This is a genomic window from Streptomyces sp. NPDC001858 (assembly GCF_053594615.1).
This window is the reverse complement of sequence record NZ_JBSFEV010000017.1, coordinates 33,884-49,455: the sequence shown is the minus strand read 5'-3', so window position 1 is coordinate 49,455 and position 15,572 is coordinate 33,884. Positions and strand designations below refer to the sequence as shown.

Annotated in this window: 15 protein-coding genes; 4 read left to right on the top strand and 11 right to left on the bottom strand. The window is 73.0% G+C overall.

Annotation, left to right across the window (positions count from 1 at the left end; all coding sequences use genetic code 11):
* Positions 1–3: 3 nt before the first annotated feature.
* Both ACWCPF_RS23550 and ACWCPF_RS23545 read right to left on the bottom strand, forming a co-directional pair.
* The gene (locus ACWCPF_RS23550; RefSeq protein WP_451047027.1) at positions 4–1,035 is read right to left on the bottom strand and encodes a phosphotransferase family protein; all 1,032 of its coding nucleotides are present in this window, start codon (positions 1,033–1,035) and stop codon (positions 4–6) included.
* A gap of 205 nt (positions 1,036–1,240) precedes the next feature.
* Entirely contained in the window at positions 1,241–1,537 is a 297-nt protein-coding gene (locus ACWCPF_RS23545) for a hypothetical protein (RefSeq protein WP_451047026.1), read from the bottom strand.
* A gap of 130 nt (positions 1,538–1,667) precedes the next feature.
* On the opposite strand from ACWCPF_RS23545, the gene ACWCPF_RS23540 reads away from it, so the two are divergent.
* Positions 1,668–2,606 carry an NADP-dependent oxidoreductase gene (locus tag ACWCPF_RS23540; RefSeq protein ID WP_451047025.1) on the top strand — a complete coding sequence of 313 codons (939 nt, stop codon included), beginning with the start codon at positions 1,668–1,670 and terminating at the stop codon, positions 2,604–2,606.
* Between the two features lie 158 nt (positions 2,607–2,764).
* On the opposite strand, the gene ACWCPF_RS23535 is transcribed toward ACWCPF_RS23540, so the two are convergent.
* The 4 genes from ACWCPF_RS23535 to ACWCPF_RS23520 are packed head-to-tail and all read right to left on the bottom strand — an operon-like array spanning position 2,765 to position 4,940.
* Positions 2,765–3,088, bottom strand: a complete 324-nt coding sequence (locus ACWCPF_RS23535; RefSeq protein WP_451047024.1) for a DUF202 domain-containing protein — start codon at positions 3,086–3,088, stop codon at positions 2,765–2,767.
* Positions 3,085–3,477: a YidH family protein gene (locus tag ACWCPF_RS23530; protein WP_451047023.1), complete on the bottom strand. Its 393-nt coding sequence runs from the start codon at positions 3,475–3,477 to the stop codon at positions 3,085–3,087. The genes ACWCPF_RS23535 and ACWCPF_RS23530 overlap by 4 nt, the downstream gene beginning before the upstream one ends.
* A gap of 10 nt (positions 3,478–3,487) precedes the next feature.
* Positions 3,488–4,006 carry an NUDIX hydrolase gene (locus ACWCPF_RS23525; RefSeq protein ID WP_451047022.1) on the bottom strand — a complete coding sequence of 173 codons (519 nt, stop codon included), beginning with the start codon at positions 4,004–4,006 and terminating at the stop codon, positions 3,488–3,490.
* Between the two features lie 40 nt (positions 4,007–4,046).
* Positions 4,047–4,940 carry a DMT family transporter gene (locus ACWCPF_RS23520; protein WP_451047021.1) on the bottom strand — a complete coding sequence of 298 codons (894 nt, stop codon included), beginning with the start codon at positions 4,938–4,940 and terminating at the stop codon, positions 4,047–4,049.
* Positions 4,941–5,194: 254 nt separating this feature from the next.
* Here ACWCPF_RS23520 and ACWCPF_RS23515 point away from each other — a divergent pair, with 254 nt between their 5' ends.
* Both ACWCPF_RS23515 and ACWCPF_RS23510 read left to right on the top strand, forming a co-directional pair.
* Positions 5,195–5,965, top strand: a complete 771-nt coding sequence (locus ACWCPF_RS23515; protein WP_451047020.1) for a molybdopterin-dependent oxidoreductase — start codon at positions 5,195–5,197, stop codon at positions 5,963–5,965.
* Positions 5,949–6,572: a cytochrome b/b6 domain-containing protein gene (locus ACWCPF_RS23510; protein ID WP_451047019.1), complete on the top strand. Its 624-nt coding sequence runs from the start codon at positions 5,949–5,951 to the stop codon at positions 6,570–6,572. The genes ACWCPF_RS23515 and ACWCPF_RS23510 overlap by 17 nt, the downstream gene beginning before the upstream one ends.
* A 161-nt stretch (positions 6,573–6,733) precedes the next feature.
* On the opposite strand, the gene ACWCPF_RS23505 is transcribed toward ACWCPF_RS23510, so the two are convergent.
* Positions 6,734–8,131 carry a GntP family permease gene (locus ACWCPF_RS23505; protein WP_451047018.1) on the bottom strand — a complete coding sequence of 466 codons (1,398 nt, stop codon included), beginning with the start codon at positions 8,129–8,131 and terminating at the stop codon, positions 6,734–6,736.
* 51 nt (positions 8,132–8,182) lie between these two features.
* The gene (locus ACWCPF_RS23500) at positions 8,183–8,701 is read right to left on the bottom strand and encodes a gluconokinase (RefSeq protein ID WP_451047017.1); all 519 of its coding nucleotides are present in this window, start codon (positions 8,699–8,701) and stop codon (positions 8,183–8,185) included.
* A gap of 154 nt (positions 8,702–8,855) precedes the next feature.
* Between ACWCPF_RS23500 and ACWCPF_RS23495 the strand changes: the two genes are divergently transcribed.
* Positions 8,856–9,557 (top strand): FadR/GntR family transcriptional regulator, encoded by a 702-nt coding sequence (locus tag ACWCPF_RS23495; RefSeq protein ID WP_451047016.1) that lies wholly within the window; start codon positions 8,856–8,858, stop codon positions 9,555–9,557.
* Between the two features lie 32 nt (positions 9,558–9,589).
* Here the strand turns inward: ACWCPF_RS23495 and ACWCPF_RS23490 are convergent, their stop codons facing one another.
* From ACWCPF_RS23490 to ACWCPF_RS23480, 3 genes are all read right to left on the bottom strand, one after another.
* Positions 9,590–9,979, bottom strand: coding sequence for a YchJ family protein (locus tag ACWCPF_RS23490; protein WP_451047015.1), 390 nt, complete (start codon positions 9,977–9,979; stop codon positions 9,590–9,592).
* A 22-nt stretch (positions 9,980–10,001) separates the two neighbouring features.
* Positions 10,002–11,360: a M1 family metallopeptidase gene (locus tag ACWCPF_RS23485; RefSeq protein ID WP_451047014.1), complete on the bottom strand. Its 1,359-nt coding sequence runs from the start codon at positions 11,358–11,360 to the stop codon at positions 10,002–10,004.
* A gap of 85 nt (positions 11,361–11,445) precedes the next feature.
* Positions 11,446–15,312, bottom strand: coding sequence for a Pls/PosA family non-ribosomal peptide synthetase (locus tag ACWCPF_RS23480; protein WP_451047013.1), 3,867 nt, complete (start codon positions 15,310–15,312; stop codon positions 11,446–11,448).
* Positions 15,313–15,572: the final 260 nt, after the last annotated feature.

The following is a 15,572-nucleotide window of genomic DNA, read 5'->3' as shown; positions in this document are numbered from 1 at the left end:
CGGTCAGCCTTCCTGGAGAGTGGTCGTGCCGTGCGCGATGAACAGGGGGACGAGATCGCCGATGCGGTCGAAGCCGCGCCCGACGGTCTGGCCCAGCGTGTAGCGGTAGTGGATGCCCTCCAGGATCACGGCGAGCTTGAACCAGGCGAACGCCGTGTACCAGGCGACCGCCGAGACGTCCCGCCCGGAACGGGCCGCGTAGCGCTCGATCAGCTCGGCCGCCGAGGGGTGTCCGACGGCGGTGGCGGTCGTGGAGATGGGGGAGTCCGGCAGCTCCAGCGGCACGCTGTACATCACCAGCAGGCCCAGGTCGGTCAGCGGATCGCCGAGCGTGGACATCTCCCAGTCGAGGATCGCCTTGATCTGGTCGTCGGCGCCGATCAGGACGTTGTCGAGCCGGTAGTCGCCGTGCACGACCGCCGGGGCGGGGGAGTGCGGCAGCGCGCGGCCGAGCGCCGCGTGCAGCTCGTCGATCCCGGCGAGGTCGCGGCTGCGGGAGGCGTCCAGCTGCTTGCCCCAGCGGCGCAGCTGCCGGTCCAGGAACCCCTCGGGACGGCCGAAGTCGGCCAGGCCCACCCCGGCGGGGTCCACCGCGTGCAGTTCCACCAGCGTGTCCACCAGCGACAGCACCGCGCCGCGGGTGCGCTGCTCGCCGAGCGGGGCGAGGTCCTCGGCCGTGCGGTAGGGGATGCCCTCGACGAACTCCATGACGTAGAAGGGGGCCCCGGGCGCCGCCTCGTTCTCGGGGTCCTCGCACAGCAGCACCGGGCGCGGCACCGGGACGCTCGTCGGGTGCAGTGCGCTGATCACCCGGTGCTCGCGCTTCATGTCGTGCGCGGTGGCCAGGACGTGCCCGAGCGGGGGCCGCCGCACGACCCACTTCGTCTCGCCGTCGGAGACCGCGTAGGTGAGGTTCGAGCGTCCGCCCTCGATCAGCCGGCCGGTGAGCGGGCCGTGGACCAGACCGGGGCGCTCACGTTCCAGCAGGGCGCGCAGCCCGTCGAGGTCGAGTCCGGGCGGGTGATCGGGGCTCATGCGTCGCTCCTACGGACGGGACGGGTGAACAAGGCTCCGCACCATGATGCCGACCGGTCGGTATGCCGTCCAGTAGTCGCGTCCAACGTGATCTGGGCCACGATAGGGGGTCACGACAGGTCGACGGCTCCCCGGGGGGCACCCGGGGAGCCGTCGACAGGCGGTTTTCGGTCGCGTCGGCGTCGCGTCAGTTGCCGGCGTCGCGTCAGTGGTCGTCCCAGTGGCCGTCGTGCTCGGCGTGCCGGTGGCCGTCGTGCAGATAGTCCACGTGGTCGCCGTGCAGCACGCTCGGGTGCCCGCAGTCCGCGCCGTGCCGGTGCTCGTGCCCGGCGTGGGTCACGTGCCCGCCGGGCTCGCACTCGTCCCAGTGGCCGCCGTGCTCGCGGTGCAGATGCCCGTCGTGGGCGTAGTCGACGTGGTTGCCGTGGCTCACCCGGGTGTGCCCGCAGTCCGGGCCGTGGCTGTGCGGGTGGGCGGGGTGCTCGACGTGCAGGGTGGTCATGGGGTGCTCGCCTTCGAAGCTGCGGGGGGGATGACGACGTCGGACAGGCTGCCACGCGTATCGTGCCGAACTCCGCACAACGGCTCATTTCGGCTTGCGTGGCGTCCGGGTACCCCGGAGGGTCGGACCCATGAAGGCCATCAGCTACTCACGCTACGGCGGGCCGGAGACGCTTCGCTATGGAGACGTCCGGGACCCCAAGGTCGGTCCCGACTCGGTGCTGGTCAGGGTTCGGGCGGCGGCGGTGAACCCCGTCGACTGGAAGTGCCGCGAGGGGTACCTGGACCCGATCATCGACGCCGTCTTCCCGGTCGTTCCCGGGTGGGACGTCTCGGGGGTCGTCGTCGGGCTCGGGGTGTCCGTGACCGAGTACGAGGTCGGCGACGAGGTCATCGGCTATGTCCGCGAGGACTTCCTCTCGCGCGGCACCTTCGCCGAGTACGTCGCCGCGCCGGTGCGCACCCTGGCCCGCAAGCCGCGCAACCTCAGCTGGGAGGAGGCCGCGGGCCTGCCCCTGGCCGGGCTCACCGCCTACCAGGTGCTGACCAAGGCTCTGCGGGTGAAGCGGGGCGAGACGGTGCTCGTCCACGCGGCGGCGGGCGGCGTCGGCTCCATCGCGGTGCAGCTCGCACGCCATCTGGGGGCCCGGGTGATCGGCACCGCGAGCGCGGCCAACCACGACTTCGTGCGCTCGCTGGGCGGCGAGCCCGTGACCTACGGCGAGGGGCTGGCCGAGCGGGTGCGCGGACTGGCCCCCGAGGGCGTGGACGCGGCCTTCGACACGGTCGGCGGCGACACCCTGAAGGTCTCCGCCAACCTGCTGGCCCCGGAAGGCCGCCTGGCGTCGATCGCCGACGGGGACGTGGTCGGCTACGGCGGCCGGTACTACTGGGTCCGGCCCGACGCCGATGACCTCACCCGGCTGGGGGAACTCGTCGAACAGGGCGTGGTCTCCGTGCACGTCTCCGACACGTTCCCGCTGGAGCGCGCGGCGGACGCCCACCGGCTGAACCAGCAGGGCCGCACCCGCGGCAAGATCGTGGTGACGGTCGACTGGCCGGACGAGTAGGCGCTCCGCTGGACGTGCTGCGATGGGCCGTCGTTTCGCTGCGGCGCCGTCGTGGCCGGTCGTTCCCCCACTCTCGGCTGCGCTCGAGCGGGGGGACCCCCATCGCGGCGGAGCCGCAGCTGTCAGCGCCTCGCGCCCCTTCGGGGCGCGCAGCCGACTCAGAGGACGAGGGCCGCGGCGCACACCGCCGTGGCCACCGTGCACAGCGCCGCCGCCGTGGCGTGCCGTGGGGTCAGGGCCGCCGGGTCCGCCGTGGCGGCGAGGGCGCGGATACGGTGGTGGGCCAGCAGCAGGAAGGCCAGCCACAGGCCGCAGACCAGGGCGCAGCCGACGATCGCGGCCGCCGACGGGCCGCCGTGCAGCGCGGTCTTCAGGCCGAGCACGGCGACGACGGTGCTCGCCAGCGTCGTCCGTCGCCAGGCGAGCCGGGTCCGTTCGGGCTGCAGACCGGGGTCGCGCTCCGGCAGCGCCGCGCCGCTCATCCCTCCCACCCGAACAGCACCACGACGACCATCGCGACGGCCACCACCGCGACGAGCACGCCCAGCAGCGCCGGGAAGCGGGTCGCCGGCAGGTCCTCGCCCCGGCGCATGGCCTGCTCGCAGCGCACCCAGTGGTTCACCGCGCGCAGCGCGCACAGCACGCCCGCCGCGAGGAGCGCGAGCGCGAGCCCGACCCGCCAGCCCCAGCGCAGGTCCGGCAGGAACTGGTCCACCGCGAAGCCCCCGCCGATCAGCGCGAGCGCGGTGCGAAGCCAGGCCAGGAACGTGCGCTCGTTCGCCAGCGAGAACCGGTAGTCGGGTGTGCTGCCCCCCTCCCGCACCCGCGCGGGCGCGAACCACAACCGGACGTTCCGTACCCACTCGATCACCCGCAGGACCCTACCCGTCGCCCCGGGCCCGGAACTCCCGCAGCCGCTCGTACGCGGCGAGCCCGTCCGGCACCCACTCCCAGTCGGACAGCCGCCGTTCGAGCTCGTCGTCCGGGAGGAAGTCGTGCCAGGCCACCTCCTCCGCCTGGGGGTTCACCGGCAGCTCGCAGCGGACCTCGTAGACGGCCGACCACCAGCTCCCGGCGGGGCCGTCGTAGAGGAACTTGAAGACGAACTCCGGGCGGGGCAGACCGCTCACGCCGAGCTCCTCCTCGGCCTCGCGCAGGGCGGCGTCGTCATAGCTCTCGCCCGCGCCGACCACCCCGCCGACGAACATGTCGTACAGGGAGGGGAAGACCAGCTTGGTCGGGGTGCGGCGGTGCACGAAGATCCGGCCCTGGGCGTCCCGGGCCCGGATGAAGACGCAGCGGTGGCGCAGGCCCTCGGCGTACGCCTGCCCGCGCGGGAACCGTCCGACCACCCGGTCGTGCTCGTCGACGATGTCGAGGATCTCGTCAGCAGCGCTCATGCCCCCATCCAAGCAGGCCCGCCGCCGCTGACCGCGGCGGCTACTGGGGCTGGAGGTCCGGCACCTGCTCGCGCGGCGCCCCGCCCCGTGGCATCGCCGGGTGGAGCCCGAGGAGCACGATGCCCGCGACGATCGCCGCCAGCCCCGCCGCCTCCCAGGCCAGCGAGCCGGCGTCGGTGCGCAGTTGGTCGCCGAGGAAGCCGACGCCGCAGATGATCCCGGCGAGGGGCTGGGCGGCGGTGAGCGCGGGCAGCGACAGCCGCAGCGGCGCCGTCTCGAAGGCGCTCTGGACCAGCACGAGCCCGGTCACGCCGAGCGCGAGCACCGCGTAGGGCTGCCAGCCGGTGAGCATCTCGCCGAGGCCGCCCGCGGAGAACCGCTGCCCGCTGACCCGGGTCAGCGCGTCCTGGACGCCGTAGAGGAGACCGGCCGCCAGGGAGAGCAGGACCGGGCCGGAGCTCAGCCGGGAGCGCTTGGCGTACGCCGTGAGCAGCAGGGCCAGTCCGACCATCACGCCGATGATCAGCCAGTGCCGCAGCGGATCCGTCAGCGCGCTGCCGCCGCGCGGCTCGCCCGCCACGATGAAGGCGCTGACCCCGCCCGCGAGCAGCAGCAGGCCCGCCCAGCCCTGGCGGCCCAGCGGCTGCTTGGTCTGATGGCGGGAGAGCGCGAGGGCGAACAGCAGGTTCGTCGCCAGGAGCGGCTCCACCAGGGAGATCTCGCCCTGGCCGAGCGCGACCGCGCCGAGCGCCATGCCGGCCACCATGAGGCCGATGCCGCCGAGCCAGCGCGGCACCTTCATCAGGTCGAGGAGCAGCCGCGGCGAGAGGAAGTCGCCGAGCGGTGCGCGCTGGGCCGCGTTCTGCTGGAGCACGTACCCGAAGCCCAGGCAGCAGGCGGCGCTCACGGCGAGAACCAGAACCAGAACCGACACGCTGCGTACCTCGATCATCCGGTCGGACCACGGACGGGGTGCGTGGTGGCCGACTCTAGCGTCCCTCTACGGCCATGGTGTGGGCTCCGGCGAGGCCGCGCCATGGCATACACCACACAGGTTCTGCGAAGCCGAGGCCGCACCGGCTCCCACCAGGGCCGGACCCTGCCGAGTGAGGTAAGAAGTGACGACCCGAGTCCGGCGGACGTCCGGGATCCCTGGCCCCGGCGGGCCGCGAGTGTTCGAATGGAAAGGTGAACCCCGAACCATCCGGACCGTCAGCGGCGTCCGAGCCCTCCGAGCCGTCGGAGTCTCCCGGTGAACGTGGCGCGCCCGTGGGCCGTCGGATCTTCCTCGGCACGCTCGCCCTGGGTGCGCTGGGCGTCGTCGCCGCGCCCCCGCTCCAGCGCGGCATGGAGTCCTTCCTGGCCGGCGCCGCCGACAAGGACCCCACCGGCCTCACCGGTCTGCTGCCCAACGGCGGCGGCTTCCGCTACTACTCGGTGACCTCGTCGGTCCCGCACAAGAACGCCACGAACTACCGCCTCACCGTGGACGGCCTGGTCGACCGCCCCGGCAGCTACACACTGCCCCAGCTCAGGGCCCTGCCCCAGACCCGCATGGTCAAGGACGTCCAGTGCGTCACCGGCTGGCGGGTCCCCGGCACGCCCTTCGAGGGCGTCCGGCTCTCCGCGCTCCTCGACGCGGCCGGCGTCCGGGCCGAGGCCGGCGCGATCCGCTTCACCTGCTTCGACGGCGCCTACACCGAGAGCCTCACCCTGGCCCAGGCGCGCCGCGCCGACGTCCTCGTCGCACTGCGTATGCAGGACAAGGACCTGGGCCACGACCACGGCGGCCCGGTCCGCCTCTATGTGGCCCCGATGTACTTCTACAAGTCCGCCAAGTGGCTCTCCGGCATCACCGTCACCGAGAAGGTGAAGCCCGGCTACTGGGAGGAGCGCGGCTACGACGTCGACGCCTGGGTCGGCCGTTCGAACGGACGCGACGATGAGCCTACGAGCTGACGCGCCGCCCGTCGCCACGGGCATCCGCCGGTTCAGCCGCGCCGAACGGTGGGTGCACCGCACCACGGCCCTCCTCATGGGCGTCTGCGTGGTGACCGCGGCCTTTCTCTATGTCCCGGAGTTCGCCCAGCTCGTGGGCCGCCGCGAACTGGTGGTCCGGATCCACGAGTGGGCGGGCCTGGCCCTGCCCGTCCCGGTGCTGGCGGGCCTCGCCTCCCGCGCCTTCCGCGCCGACCTGCGGCACCTGAACCGCTTCGGCCCGCACGACCGCCGCTGGCTGCGGGCCGCCCTGCGCCGCGACAAGCGCCGGGAGTCGCGTCCGGCGGCCAAGTTCAACGCCGGGCAGAAGGTCTACACGGCCTGGATCGCGGGGGCGACCCTGGTGATGGTCGGCACCGGTCTGCTGATGTGGTTCACCCATCTCACCCCGATCATGTGGCGCACCAGCGCGACCTTCGTCCATGACTGGCTGGCCCTGACCATCGGCGTCGTCCTCGCCGGGCACATCGGCATGGCCCTGGGCGACCCGGAGGCCCGCCGCGGCATGCGCACGGGCACGGTGAGCCGGGAGTGGGCGGAGCGGGAACACCGCCTGTGGCGCCCGTGACGGAGATCCGTCGAGGACGCCACCGGCGGTGCCCACGCGCTCCGCGGAGAGCTCCGCTGGGAGTGCCGCGATGCGTCGTCGTTCCGGTGCGGCGCCGTCGTGGCTGGTCGCGCAGTTCCCCGCGCCCCTTCAGGGCGCTGCCGAACCGCGGCCCGCCTCGCCTAGATGACCAGTGACAGGAGCAGGACCAGACCGCCGGCGACCACCGAGATGATCGTCTCCATGACCGACCAGGTCTTGATGTTCTGGCCGACGCTGAGGCCGAAGTACTCCTTCACCAGCCAGAACCCGGCGTCGTTGACATGGCTGAAGAAGAGCGAGCCGGCGCCGATGGCCAGGACCAGCAGGGCGGTGTGCGTGGTCGACATGTCGGCCGCCAGCGGCGCGACCAGGCCGGCCGCCGAGATGGTCGCCACGGTCGCCGAACCGGTCGCCAGCCGGATCGCCACCGCGATCAGCCAGGCCAGCAGCAGGGCCGGTATCGACCAGTCCTCGGAGACGTCCAGGACCATCTGGCCCACGCCGCAGTCGATCAGCGTCTGCTTGAAGCCGCCGCCCGCGCCGACGATCAGCAGGATGCCCGCGATGGGCGCGAGACCCTTGTCGACGAGCTGGGAGATCCGCTCCTTGCTGAAGCCCGCGGGTCGGCCCAGCGTGAAGATGCCGACGAGCACGGCGGACAGCAGCGCGATCAGCGGCGAGCCGACGACGTCGAAGACGCGCTGCACGGTGTTCTCTTTGTCGTCCACGACGATGTCGACCAGCGCCTTGGACAGCATCAGCACGACGGGCAGCAGGATGGTGGCGAGCGTGGCGCCGAACCCGGGCCGCCTCTCCAGGTCCTCGGACGGCCGCTGGGGAATCATCCGGTCGGGGGCGGGGACGTCGACCCAGCGGGCGGCGTACCGGGAGAACAGCGGGCCGGCGATGACGACCGTGGGTATGGCGACGAGCACGCCCAGCGCGAGGGTGACGCCCAGGTTGGCGCCGACCGCGTCGATCGCGACCAGCGGGCCGGGGTGCGGAGGCACCAGCCCGTGCATCACCGACAGACCGGCCAGCGCCGGGATGCCGATTCGCATGAGCGAGTAGTTGCCCCGCTTGGCGACCATCAGCACCACCGGGATCATCAGCACCACGCCGACCTCGAAGAACAGCGGCAGACCGATCACCGAGGCGATCAGCACCATCGCCCACGGCATCGTGCGCCCGTTCGCCCTGGCGAGGATCGTGTCCACGATCTGGTCGGCGCCGCCGGAGTCCGCGAGCATCTTGCCCAGGATCGCGCCCAGCGCGATCAGCACGCCCACGCCGGCGACCGTGGCGCCGAGCCCGGTGGTGAAGGAGGCGATGGCCTTGTCGAGCGGCGCCCCGGCGAACGCGCCGAGCGCGAGCGAGCCGATGGTCAGCGCCAGGAAGGCGTGCAGCTTGAACTTGGTGATGAGCAGGACGATCACGGCGATGCCCGCCAGAACGGCGATGCCCAACTGCGCGTGGCCGGCCGAGGTGATGGGCTCGGCGGTGTCCGCTGCCAGTGCCTCGACACTGAGTCTGGTCACGGGGGTCCCTTAGAGGTGAGGGGGGAGACGGGTGAGGGGGAGTGCGGAGGCTTACGCGGCGGTGTCGGGAAGAGCGGCGAGCGCGGTCACGGCCCGCCCGGCGATGTCCTCCGGGCTGCCGCAGACGTCGACGACGACGCCCGCCTCGTCCGCCTGGAGGGGCTGGAGCGTGGCGAACTGGGAGTCCAGCAGGGTCGTCGGCATGAAGTGACCCTGCCGGTGCGCCATGCGGTCCTCGATCAGCGCACGGTCGCCCGCCAGGTGCACGAAGACGACACCGGAGGCCGAGGCCCGCAGCCGGTCGCGGTAGGACCGCTTCAGCGCCGAGCAGCTGACCACCCCGCCGAGCCCGGCCCGCCCGTCCGCCCAGGCGCCGATGGCGTCGAGCCAGGGCCACCGGTCGTCGTCGTCGAGCGGCGTGCCGGCCGACATCTTGGCGATGTTGGCCGACGGGTGGAAGTCGTCGCCCTCGGCATAGGGGACGCCGAGCCGGGCGGCGAGCAGGGGACCGATGGTGGTCTTGCCCGTGCCGGCGACGCCCATCACCACGACGACGTGGGGGGTACGCATCTGATGCCTCGCTGTCTTCTTCGCTGTCTTCTTCGACACCTGACGTCAACGGACGCCGACGGACACTGAAGCCGATTAGGTAGGACTAATTCAAGAGTGTGTGACAAATAAGTCTGACTTTTTGGCTCCGTGATCTACCCCGTACTCTGTGTGCATGACCACTCCGGGCCGGGGTCTGCACGGCCAAGTACTGGACGCCCTGGGCCCCGCGATCACCGCGGGCGGCTACCCGCCGGGCAGTGTCCTGCGCACCGACGAACTCGCCCAGCGCTTCGACGTCTCCCGCTCGGTCATGCGCGAGGCGGTCCGCGTCCTCGAGTCCATGCACCTCGTCGAGTCCCGCCGCCGGGTGGGCGTGACGGTCCGGCCCAAGGCGGAGTGGAACGTCTACGACCCGCAGGTCATCCGCTGGCGGCTGGCCGGCGCCGACCGCCCGCACCAACTGCGCTCGCTCACCGTCCTGCGCTCGGCGATCGAGCCGGTCGCGGCGGGCCTGGCGGCGCAGCACGCGACGGCCGAGCAGTGCGCCGAGCTGACGGAGTGCGCGCTCGGCATGGTGGCCAACTCACGCGGCCACCGGCTGGAGGGCTATCTGGACCACGACGTGGCCTTCCACCGGGTGATCCTCACCGCCTCCGGCAACGAGATGTTCGCCCGCCTCGGCGACGTCGTCGCGGAGGTCCTGACCGGCCGCACCCATCACCAGGTCATGTTCGAGGATCCGGCCCCGGCCGCGGTCACCCTGCACGTCCAGGTCGCGGAGGCGGTCCGCGAACGCGACCCGGCCCGGGCCGAGAGCCTCACCCGCGAGATCACGCTCGGCGCGCTGAAGGAACTGGACATCCTGGCGCCGTGACGCGCCGCTCGGGCGCGCTACTCGGGCACGCGTTACTCGGGGAACTCCCCGTCCACGTACACCCAGGCCCCGGCCACCCGCTCGAAGCTGCTGCGCTCGTGCAGCGCCCCGCCCCGGTAGGACGCCCGGAACTCCACGACCCCGGTGGTGTGGAACGCGCTCCCGCCGACCGCGGCGAGGATCTCCAGGCCGGTCCAGCGCATCCCCGGATCCAGCTCCAGCCGCTCCGGCCGCGTCCGCGGATGCCAGGTCCGCAGCAGATACCCGGCGTCGCCCTTCACGAAAGCGCAGTAGCGCGACCGCATCAGCGCCTCGGCGGTCGGCGCGGCGTCACCGCCCGCGTGAAACCGCCCGCAGCACGCCTCGTACGGCTCGGGCAGACCACAGGGACAGGAGGCGGGGCGTCGGGACATGGGCCTCATTCTGCCCCGTCACAGCGGAGCGTCACGCCGATTCCGCGCCCGCGCTGCGGGCCGGTGTCAGGATCGGCAGCGGGGGCAGGGCCGTGCCGTACACCCAGGCGTCGAACAGGTCGTCCAGCGGTTCCGGGGCGAAGCGGGCCGCGTGCGCGACGAACGTCGACGTCGTCACCGAACCGCCCCGGTGCAGGCCGAGCCAGGCCCGCAGCAGGCGGAAGAACGCCTCGTCGCCCAGCGCGCAGCGCAGCGCGTGGACGGTGAGGCCGCCGCGCTCGTAGAGCCGGTCGTCGAACATCGACTTGCGGCCGGGGTCGGCCAGCCGCAGATCCTGGGGGCGCGAGGACAGCAACCGGTGCGCGACGGCGGCGAGTTGCTGCGCGCTGCGGCCGCCCGACCGCTCCGACCACAGCCACTCCGCGTACTTCGCGAACCCCTCGTTCAGCCAGATGTGCCGCCAGTCGGCGATGGACACGCTGTTGCCGAACCACTGGTGCGCCAGCTCGTGCGCCACCAGCCGCTCCGAACCCCGCGCCCCGTCCACATGGTTGACGCCGAACAGCGACAACCCCTGTGCCTCGACGGGGACATCGAGCTCCTCGTCCGCCACCACCACCGCGTACTCGTCGAACGGGTAGGGCCCGAAGAGCTGTTGGAAGAGGTGCATCATGCCCGGCTGCCGTGCGAAGTCCCGGGAGAACTCCGCCAGCAGATGCCCCGGGATGTGCCCGTGCTGCGGGATGCCGCCGAGCCCCGGATCGCCCAGCAGGACGGTCTGGTACTTGCCGATCGACAGCCCGACCAGATAGCTCGACGTCGGCGCCGACTGCTCGTACACCCAGGTCGTCGTCGAGGCCTTGGTGGTCCGCGTCAGCATCCGGCCGCCGGCCACCACCGAGTACGCCGACGGCACCGTGACCGATATCAGGTACGAGGCCTTGTCCGCGGGCCGGTCGTTGCACGGGTACCAGGACGGCGCGCCGACGGGCTGGCTCGCCACCAGCGCCCCGTCGCCCAGCTCCTCCCAGCCGATCCCGCCCCACGGGCTGCTCACCGGCTTCGGATTGCCCGACCAGTGGATCTCGACGGTGAAGGCGGCCCCGGCGCGGATCGGCTTGGCGGGACGGATCCGCAGCCGCCCGCCGCGGTGCGTGTAGTGCGTCTGCCGGCCGTCCACCCGCACCCGGCCGATCTTGAAGTCGGCCAGGTTCAGCTGGAATTCGGCGAGCGGCGAGCGCCCCGCGATCGCGTTGATCCGTGCCGCGCCCGACAGCCGGTTGGGACCGGGCCGGTAGTCCAGCGTGAGCTCGTAGCGGTGCACCCGGTACCGGGAGTCACCGTTGGCCGGGAAGTACGGATCCGGCCCGACCGTCTGCTGAACTGCCACTTCCCCGTCCGCTCCCTGACCTGTGCTCGAACCACCCGCCGCCGGGTCCCTACTACCCCGCCCGCCGGCTTTCAGCGGCCCGCTCTCAGGGACGCCACGCCTCGATCGGGTTGCCGAGCCAGCGGGTGTCGTCCGGGACGGACTCCGCGGCCATGACGAGCGACGCGGGGCCCAGGGTCGTACGGGCCCCGATCGTGCTGCCGGGCAGCACGATCCCGCCAGGGCCCAGCGTGGCGCCCTCACGGAGGACCACAGTATCCGTCCGCAAGATCCGGTCGTGGAAGAGGTGAGTCTGGAGCACACAGCCCCGGTTGACCGTGGCCCCGTCTCCCAGTGTGACCAGATCCGACTCCGGCAGCCAATAGCTCTCCGCCCAGACGCCCGCGCCGATCCGCGCGCCGAGCGCGCGCAGCCACGCGGTCATCACCGGCGTGCCCGGCACGGCGCCCGCCAGCCACGGCACCGCGACCACCTCGACGAACGTGTCCGCCAGCTCGTTGCGCCACACGAAGCCGCTCCACAGCGGGTGCTCCCCGCTGCGGTGCCGGCCCACGAGCAGCCACTTCGCCACGACGGACAGCAGAGCCGCCGCGGCCCCGGCGCCCAGCAGCACCAGCCCGGACAGCAGCGGCGCCCAGCCGCCCAGCGCGCACAGCGCCGCCACCGTCAGCACGGCCAGCCCCGCCGAGCAGAACACCGGCACGATCCGGCACAGCTCCACCAGGGCCCGCGCCCACAGCAGCCGCGCGGGCGGCTCGTAGGTCCGGCTCTGGTCGCCGTCGGTCGTGTTCCGCGGCAGCTTCACCGGCGGCAGCCCCAGATACGAGCTGCCCTTCTTCGCCTTCTTCGGGGTCGCCGACAACACGCCCACCAGGCCGCCGTCCGGCACGCTGCGCCCCGGCGCGGTCATCCCCGAGTTGCCGAGGAAGGCCCGCCGGCCGATCTCCGCGCGCCCGATCCGCACCCAGCCGCCACCGAGCTCGTACGGCGCGGTCAGCGTGTCGTCGGCGAGGAACGCGCCCTCGCCGACCGTGGTCAGACTGGGCAGCGCGAGGACGGTCGACACCTCGGCGCCCTTGCCGATCCGCATCCCCAGCAGCCGCAGCCACACCGGCGTGACCAGCCCGGCATACAGCGGGAACAGGGTCTCGCGCGAGCGGTCCATGAGCTGCGTCACGGTCCAGGCCTGCCAGCCGATCCGGCTGTGCGTGGGATGCGTGCCCTCGCGCAGGCCGATGCTCAGCAGCCGCACCGCGATCAGCAGCACCACGGCGTACGCCAGGCCGAAGGCGAGCGTGGCCGGGACCAGGGCGAGCGCGGCGCCCCGCAGGGCCTCGCCGAGCCCGTCGCCGGACGCCACGAACAGGCTCGCCACCAGCAGGGCCGCCCCGGCCGCCAGCACCGGCAGCGAGGTCAGCGCGAAACCGGTCAGGCCGTACATCACCCGCCAGTGGGTGCCCCGCGCCGGCCGCTCCTTGGGCCAGTTGCGCTTGGCCTTGCCCAGCTTGACCGCGGGCGCGCCCGCCCACCGCTGACCGGTGGGAATCTGGCCGGTGACCGCCGAACCGGGCGCCACCTCGGCCCGCTTGCCGACCCGCGCGCCCGGGAAGAGCATGCTGCGCGTGCCGACGACCGCGTGCGCGCCGACCTTGACCGGGCCGATCTCCAGCCGGTCGCCGTCCAGCCAGTGCCCGGACAGGTCCACCTCGGACTCGACGGCCGCGCCCCGGCCCAGCTTCAGCATGCCGGTCACCGGCGGCAGCGAGTGCAGGTCCACGTCCGGCCCGACCTTGGCGCCCAGGGCCCGCGCGTACCGCTCCAGCCAGGCTCCGGTCAGCGAGGTCGCCCCGCTGAACTCGGCCAGCCGCTCCGCCGTCCACAGCCGCAGATGGACGCTGCCGCCGCGCGGGTACCGGCCGGGCTGGACGTCGCGCAGCAGCAGCCGCGCCCCGCCCGCGGCGATCGCGAGCCGGCCGGGCGGGCTGAACAGCAGCAGGAGCCCGGCCACGATCAGCCACCAGGGGGCGGTCGGCAGCCAGGCGTATCCGGGCAGCAGCTTCCCGATCAGGGCCAGCGGCACGGTCCAGCGCACTCCGCGCAGCGTGAACAGCGGCAGGAGCAGCAGGAGCTGGATCGCCTTGGCGCGCGTCGGCACCGGGGCGATGACCCGCGCCGAGCCGTCGCCCTGCGCGGACTCCTCCAGGTGCCGGGCCAGCTTGCGCAGGGTCGGCTGCTGGTAGATGTCGAGGACGGCCGCGCTCGGGTAGCGGGTGCGCAGCCGCGTCGTCAGCTGGGCGGCGGCCAGACTGCTGCCGCCGATCGCGAAGAAGTCGTCGCGGGCACTGCCGACGGGGATGCCGAGGACTTCCGTCCACTGCTCGGCGAGCCACGCCTCGGTGCCGTAGAGCTGCTCGGTCGGGCCGGCCGTCTCCAGGCCCTCCAGGGGCCAGGGCAGCGCGTTGCGGTCGACCTTCCCGGACGTCCGCGTCGGCAGGTCGTCGACGGGCGCGAGCAGCGGCACCAGGGCGGCGGGCAGCTCGGCGCGCAGCCGCTCCACGGCCGCCGCCTGGTCCCAGCCGTCCTGCGTGACGACGTACCCGACGAGGAGCTGGTTGCCGCTGCGCGCGGTCCGCACGGCGGCCGCGGCCCCCGCGACGCCCGGCAGCGCCTGCAGCGCCGCGTCCACCTCGCCCAGTTCGATGCGCCGCCCGCCGAGCTTGATCTGCTCGTCGGCCCGGCCGAGGAAGACGAGGCCCTCGGCGTCGGCGCGCACCAGGTCGCCGCTGCGGTAGGCCCGCTCCCAGCCCAGCGACTGAAGCGGCGCGTACTTCTCCGCGTCCTTCTCGGCGTCGAGATACCGGGCGAGTCCGACCCCGCCGATCACCAGCTGCCCGCTGTCGCCCAGCGGCACGGGCTCCCCGGCCTCGTCCACCACGGCGAGTTCCCAGCCCCGGAGCGGCAGCCCGATCCGGATCGGCTCCTCGCCCGACATCAGGGAGGCGCAGGCGACGACGGTGGCCTCGGTCGGCCCGTACGTGTTCCAGACCTCCCGGCCCTCCGTGACCAGCCGCTGCACCAGCTCGGGCGGGCAGGCCTCGCCGCCGAAGATCAGCAGCCGGACCTCGTTGAGGGCCTCGGGCTCCCAGAGCGCGGCCAGCGTCGGCACGGTCGAGACGACCGTGATCTCCTGCTCGACGAGCCAGGGCCCGAGGTCGGCGCCGCTTCTGACCTGCGACCGGGGCACGGGCACCAGACAGGCCCCGTACCGCCAGGCCAGCCACATCTCCTCGCAGGAGGCGTCGAAGGCCACCGACAGACCCGCCATGACCCGGTCGCCGGGGCCGATCGGCTCCTCGGTGAGGAACAGCGCGGCCTCGGCGTCCACGAACGCGGCGGCGCTGCGGTGGCTGACGGCGACGCCCTTGGGCTTGCCGGTGGAGCCGGAGGTGAAGATGATCCAGGCGTCGTGCTCGGTGCCGGGCCGGCCGGCCGCGGCCTCGGACGCGCCGTGCACGGTGATCTCGTGCCCGGCGCCGACGACGGCCCGTACGTCCGCCTCGCCGAACACCAGCTCGGCCCGCTCGTCGGGGTCCTCGGCGTCCACCGGCACGTAGGCCGCGCCGACGGCGAGGACCGCCAGGATCGCCACGTAGAGGTCGTTGGTGCCGGACGGCACGCGCACGCCCACCCGGTCGCCCAGTCCGACCCCGGCGGCGGCGAACCGGTGCCGCAGGCGCTCCACCTCGACGGCGAGGGCCCGGTAGGTGAGGGGGGTGCTGCCGTCGTCCAGGGCGAGCTCGTCCGGGAACGAGCGCAGGGCCGCGTCGAAGACGTCGACGAGGGTGCGGGGAGAGGCGGCGGGGCCACCGGAGAAGCGTGCGGTGTCGCCGAGCTGTACGCGGATTTCTTCGTCGAGCAGGCCGAGAGCACTGCTCTCGTGTATGGCTGCCATCGGTCCTCGCGTCTCGATCCCGGAAGCCTCCGGGGCGCCGGCGGGCCCGCAGGTCTGCCTGGGGTTGTCCGGTCCAGCACCGTAACAAGCCGGAAATTTTAGTACGACGCTAGGCGCGCCCGCTTGGCCCGGCCACCCCGGTAGGCCGTCCGGGTGCCCGGAATTGATCATCGGCAACGCTCTGACCTGGACGGTTCGCAAGCCCGCGAGACTTGCCCCACATCGGCGGGAACAGCGGCCGAGTCGTTCGAATATCCCTT

Coding starts and splice junctions, on each gene's coding strand:
- ACWCPF_RS23500 (WP_451047017.1), bottom strand. CDS start 8,701: ATGCGTACCCCCCACGTCGTCGTGGTGATGGGCGTCGCCGGCACGGGC.
- ACWCPF_RS23535 (WP_451047024.1), bottom strand. CDS start 3,088: ATGAGCGGCGCGGCGCTGCCGGAGCGCGACCCCGGTCTGCAGCCCGAA.
- ACWCPF_RS23550 (WP_451047027.1), bottom strand. CDS start 1,035: ATGAGCCCCGATCACCCGCCCGGACTCGACCTCGACGGGCTGCGCGCC.
- ACWCPF_RS23480 (WP_451047013.1), bottom strand. CDS start 15,312: ATGGCAGCCATACACGAGAGCAGTGCTCTCGGCCTGCTCGACGAAGAA.
- ACWCPF_RS23540 (WP_451047025.1), top strand. CDS start 1,668: ATGAAGGCCATCAGCTACTCACGCTACGGCGGGCCGGAGACGCTTCGC.
- ACWCPF_RS23525 (WP_451047022.1), bottom strand. CDS start 4,006: ATGAGCGCTGCTGACGAGATCCTCGACATCGTCGACGAGCACGACCGG.
- ACWCPF_RS23490 (WP_451047015.1), bottom strand. CDS start 9,979: ATGAGGCCCATGTCCCGACGCCCCGCCTCCTGTCCCTGTGGTCTGCCC.
- ACWCPF_RS23545 (WP_451047026.1), bottom strand. CDS start 1,537: ATGACCACCCTGCACGTCGAGCACCCCGCCCACCCGCACAGCCACGGC.
- ACWCPF_RS23510 (WP_451047019.1), top strand. CDS start 5,949: ATGAGCCTACGAGCTGACGCGCCGCCCGTCGCCACGGGCATCCGCCGG.
- ACWCPF_RS23495 (WP_451047016.1), top strand. CDS start 8,856: ATGACCACTCCGGGCCGGGGTCTGCACGGCCAAGTACTGGACGCCCTG.